The 3880-nt window shown below is 28.9% G+C and carries 5 protein-coding genes and 1 pseudogene (1 of these 6 cut by a window edge); 5 read left to right on the top strand and 1 reads right to left on the bottom strand.

The features are described 5' to 3' along the window. Positions 1-194 precede the first annotated feature (194 nt). Genes rpsF through dnaB form a run of 5 tightly spaced genes read left to right on the top strand, consistent with a single transcriptional unit; the run spans position 195 to position 3275 of the window. Positions 195-599, top strand: coding sequence for a 30S ribosomal protein S6 (gene rpsF, locus BN1173_RS00605; protein ID WP_014696017.1), 405 nt, complete (start codon positions 195-197; stop codon positions 597-599). Positions 600-610: 11 nt separating this feature from the next. Continuing rightward, on the top strand, positions 611-1051 hold the full coding sequence (gene ssb / locus BN1173_RS00600) for a single-stranded DNA-binding protein (protein ID WP_040235866.1): 441 nt from the start codon (positions 611-613) through the stop codon (positions 1049-1051). A 12-nt stretch (positions 1052-1063) separates the two neighbouring features. Next, positions 1064-1354 (top strand): 30S ribosomal protein S18, encoded by a 291-nt coding sequence (gene rpsR / locus BN1173_RS00595; RefSeq protein ID WP_012537884.1) that lies wholly within the window; start codon positions 1064-1066, stop codon positions 1352-1354. Positions 1355-1367: 13 nt separating this feature from the next. Then, positions 1368-1862 carry a 50S ribosomal protein L9 gene (gene rplI, locus BN1173_RS00590; RefSeq protein WP_012537883.1) on the top strand — a complete coding sequence of 165 codons (495 nt, stop codon included), beginning with the start codon at positions 1368-1370 and terminating at the stop codon, positions 1860-1862. Between the two features lie 18 nt (positions 1863-1880). After that, positions 1881-3275 (top strand): replicative DNA helicase, encoded by a 1395-nt coding sequence (gene dnaB, locus BN1173_RS00585; RefSeq protein WP_025400530.1) that lies wholly within the window; start codon positions 1881-1883, stop codon positions 3273-3275. Between the two features lie 38 nt (positions 3276-3313). Here dnaB and BN1173_RS00580 read toward each other — a convergent pair. Next, positions 3314-3880, bottom strand: a pseudogene (locus BN1173_RS00580) (hypothetical protein); it runs 784 nt beyond the window's last position.

Below are 3880 nucleotides of genomic sequence, written 5' to 3'. Positions count from 1 at the left end.
GTATTGAAGGTATCTAATCATTTTTTATGAATAATTAAAAATAAATAATAAAAGAAGTTTAATTGTTTTTTATCAAGAATTGAAAAAATTGAAGTGTTTTTATATACTTTACATAAATAATATATTATAGCGTTAATAACCTTTGCCATAAATTAGAGAAATTTATGGTGCAATTAAGACCATAAGGAGTTGGAATGATAAAGAAGTATGAAGGTTGTTTTTTATTTAGGAGTGAAGAGCTTGAATATAAATCTGCTTTGGAAGAAGTAAAAAAACAGCTGGTAGCTTTTGGTGCAGTTGATTTTGTTGAAAATTCTATTGGAGAGAGAGCACTAGAATATCCTGTTAGAAAACAATTACGTGGTAGGTATGAAATAATAGAATTTAAAATGGCAAGTGATAACTTAAAAGAGCTTGAAGCACAATTAAAGCTTATTAAAAATTTGCTTAGATATATGATTTTGGTTAAAATTAACAGAAAAGTTAGTGTTAAGAAAGTTAAAAGAAGAAATTTTAGAGAGTATAGAGATAATAGAGATATTAAAGAAAAAGAACAACCATCAGAGTCTAATGTTGATGCTGATTTAAAGGTAAATTGAGGAGGTTGTAGATGGCCGACATTAATTCCTTGGTATTGTCTGGTAGACTTACTAGGGATTCTGAACTTACTTATACTGATTCAGGTATGGCTATTCTTAAGTTTGCTTTAGCTAACAATAGAAGGATCAAAAAGCTTGATGAATGGATTGATTATGCTCAATTTTTTGATTGTGTCATTTTTGCTAAAAGAGCTGAAAGTCTTAGTGCTTTTCTTAAGAAGGGTAAACAAATTGTAGTTAGTGGTTCGTTAAAGTATGAGAGTTGGCAAGATAAAAATACTGGGGATAAGAAAAGTAAGTGCAGTATTTTGGTAGATGAAATTCAAATGTTTGGATCATCTACTGCTGTTGCTCAGGGAACAAACAATGTTGATTTTGAAAGTTATAAGAAGCCAGATTCATTTAAAACTATTGATTTTGATAATGGTTTTAATGAAGATATACCTTTTTAGGAGTTTTAATTTATGTATAAAGATATAGATTCTCATCAAAGAGATTCAAGGACCGATGGACATCAGGATGGTTTTAAAAAGAATCCTAATTTTAGATTTTTTAAGAAAAAAACATGTAAATTTTGTGATATGGATAGAGTGCCTGATTATAAAGAGTTTGATTTTCTTAAGAAATTTATTACAGAACAAGGAAAAATATTGCCTAGAAGAATTACAGGCACTTCTGCTAAACATCAGAGACGTCTTGCACTTGAAATTAAAAAGGCTAGATATATGGCTTTACTTCCTTTTGTAAAAAAATAATGAAGGAGAAGTTATGAAAGTTATTTTAAGAGAGGATTTTATTAATCTTGGCAAAGAAGGTGATATTGTTGATGTAAAGGATGGTTTTGCTAGAAATTATTTATTGCCAAAAGGTTTTGCTGTTTTTTCAAACAAACATAATATTGATATTTTTTCTCAAAAAAAGAGAGCAATACTTAAAAGACAAGAGACAAGAAGAAAAATGGCAGTTGAACTTAAAGAGAAACTTGATAAAGTGAATTTAGAGTTTATAATGCAATCTAATGATAGTGGTAAATTATTTCATAGTATTAATAGTTCAAATATTGCTGATGAACTTTTGAAACTTGGATTTGAGATTGAGAGAAGAAAAATAGATATGCATCATGGTGCATTAAAGGCCTTTGGAACTTATAATGTTACTATTAAGCTTTATGAAGGAATTAGTTCTGTAATTACGGTTGAGATCAAAAGGGAAGAGAAAAAAAATTCTCTTAAAAAGTCTAAAAGTGTTGAAAAAGAAGTTTAAGGAAGAGGGGCATAGCTTGTGGCTTTTACTTCGATAAGCACAACCTCTACACTTCTTTTTAATGAAGGTGCAGAAAAGGCAGTTATTTCAAGTATATTTTATAATCCGGGAAAAGTAGAAGAGGCTTTATTATATTTAAAGCCGGATGACTTTTATGATCAAAATCATGAAATGATTTTTAAAGCTATGATTTCTCTTTATGAAAAAAGAGAAAATATTGATCCGATAACTGTATTTGAGGAGGTTTCTACTATAACTCCTAAGTCACGACTTGTAAATAATTTGAAAGCTTTAACGGGTTTACAAGATTATTTAAGTTTTCTCTCAGGTTATCTTCCAACTGATAAGACTATAAATATTTATGCAAAAATTGTTAAGGAACATCGTATTAGGAGAGATATTGCAAAAATTTCTAGAGAACTAAATGATTTGGCTAATGATTCTACAAAAAAAGTTGAACAATTTGTGGAAGAAGCACAAAGACAAGTTCTTTCAATTGAATTAGATTGTTCTAATAAAAATCTTAATCATGCAAAGGTAATTGCTGAAAGGGTTCATGCTGAAATATATGAGAGGAGTGTTCAAAAACGAGAAGTTGATTTTGGCATTCCAAGTGGTTTTAAAAAAGTAGATAGTCTTATTGGTGGATTTAGAGAGAGTGATTTTATCATTATTGGTGCTCGTCCTAGTGTTGGAAAGACAGCATTTGCGTTAAATATTGCATCCAGTATAGCCTTAAAGGGTGATAAAAAACGAAGAGTAGGATTTTTTTCACTTGAAATGACCTCTGATGCTTTAATTAAAAGAATAATAGCATCTCAGGCTAATATTGATGGTTTTAAGATTCAAAATAGTATTTTGTCAGGAAATGAAATTAAGGCAATTAATGATGTTGTAAATGATATTAGTAATTCTGAATTTTATATTGAGGATACTGCAAATATTAGTTTGTTAACGCTTGCAACGCAGGCTAGAAAACTTAAAAGATTTTCAGGTATAGATATACTTTTTGTTGATTATATTAGTCTTATTTCTCTTGAAAGTAAAAATGTACCAAGGCATGAGCAGGTAGCTTCAATTAGTAAAGCTTTAAAAGAGCTTGCTAGAGAACTTAAAATACCAATTGTTGCTCTTTCACAGCTTACACGAGATACTGAGGGACGTGAGCCTAGTCTTGCTAGTTTAAGAGAATCAGGTGCATTAGAACAAGATGCAGATATTGTTATTTTACTTCATAGAGATAAGGATTTAAAGAATAATTCTGATGATGATGATGGAGTTGTGAATGCTATTGACACTAAAGTTATTGTTGCTAAACATAGAAATGGTCCTACGGGTAGGGTTGATATATTATTTTTGCCGCATGTTGTTAAATTCGTTAATAAAGAACATGAAATGGACTATTATTTATAGATAGATTATATTTTTTGATGTTTAAGGTGTTTGAGGCATTAAATATTAATTTTTATGCCGATTCCGAGATAGTTGCAAATGAATTTATGTTTTTCTAACGCGTGATTGTTTGTGTTATAAACAAGAGGAGAATAATTCATTTTTGTAAATATTTTTATGTTGTATTTTGTTTTATTATATGTAAAGGCATTTATATTTACTCCGGGTTCAATTTCAAGTCCTGTTTGTAATGTATCTTTTATTTTTAATGGCCTGTAAATGGATTTTATATCTTTTTTGTCTTTATTGTAAGCTAAAAATAAACCAGAAGCTATATACAAAATGAGCCGATTTTTTGTGAAAAATTCATATGTTATTCCAGATGAAAATCTATTTGTACGACTATTTATTTCATGTGCATTAATATCATAATTTGCTGAAATTGCAAAATAATAGTTTAATTGAGGTATTATTTTGTAATATATTATATTTCTGGTTTGAAATGGAAGCATAATATCATATCCTATAGAGAAATTGTGATTTAAGAGATATAAATTATTTTCTATAGGATTATCATATTCTTCTGTGATAATTATTCCAAATCCTCCTACGCTAAAAAACTTTTC

This window comes from Borrelia crocidurae, from assembly GCF_000825665.2.
Taxonomy (GTDB): domain Bacteria; phylum Spirochaetota; class Spirochaetia; order Borreliales; family Borreliaceae; genus Borrelia; species Borrelia duttonii.
Note: the sequence above shows the minus strand (reverse complement) of the source record. Positions and strands in the feature narration are given on the sequence as shown.

Bases quoted from the DNA above. Each gene is read 5' to 3' on its own strand.
- rpsR (WP_012537884.1), top strand. From the start codon at position 1,064: ATGTATAAAGATATAGATTCTCATCAAAGAGATTCAAGGACCGATGGA.
- ssb (WP_040235866.1), top strand. From the start codon at position 611: ATGGCCGACATTAATTCCTTGGTATTGTCTGGTAGACTTACTAGGGAT.
- rpsF (WP_014696017.1), top strand. From the start codon at position 195: ATGATAAAGAAGTATGAAGGTTGTTTTTTATTTAGGAGTGAAGAGCTT.
- rplI (WP_012537883.1), top strand. From the start codon at position 1,368: ATGAAAGTTATTTTAAGAGAGGATTTTATTAATCTTGGCAAAGAAGGT.